This window comes from Microbacterium sp. CCH5-D1 (assembly GCF_001557335.1).
Lineage (GTDB): Bacteria > Actinomycetota > Actinomycetes > Actinomycetales > Microbacteriaceae > Microbacterium > Microbacterium oxydans.
Window position 1 is genome coordinate 1 of the sequence record NZ_LSJW01000182.1, and the last position, 446, is coordinate 446.

The window sequence follows — 446 nt, forward strand, 5'->3', positions numbered from 1 at the left end:
CGGTGGTCGCCGGCGGGGGCGTGATCGGCGTGCCAGGGGTCGTCGGGCTCTCCGGGTCGCTCGGATCCGTGGGGATCAGCGGCGTCGCCGTGCCGGTCACGGTGTTGGCGATCGTCTCGCCACCCGCATTCGCGTCGACAGTCACCGAGTAGGTGATGACCACGTTCTGTCCGGGGCGCAGCGTGCCGCTCCAGGACAGCGCCCCGTCGGCCACGCGGGCGTCGCCACGGCTGGCCGAGACGTCGTCGTTGTAGGCCGCGTGAGCCAGCGCGGGGCGCAGGTCATCGGCGATCGAGACGGGATCGAGGACGGTGTCGCCCGTGTTCGTGCCCGTGACGGTGTAGGTGATCACGCTGCCAGGGTCGACACGCGTGCCCGTCGCCGGGTCGGCCGACTTCGACACCGTGAAACCGGGGGTGGCGACCGGGTGCTCCGTGGTGGAGGGC

General features: G+C 72.2%; 1 protein-coding gene. It reads right to left on the bottom strand.

Translation table 11 applies throughout. The annotated features are described in order from the left end of the window. Positions 1-403, bottom strand: a 403-nt coding sequence (locus AX744_RS10990) for a DUF7927 domain-containing protein (protein ID WP_442922831.1), incomplete at its 3' end; no start/stop codon positions are given. Positions 404-446 lie beyond the last annotated feature (43 nt).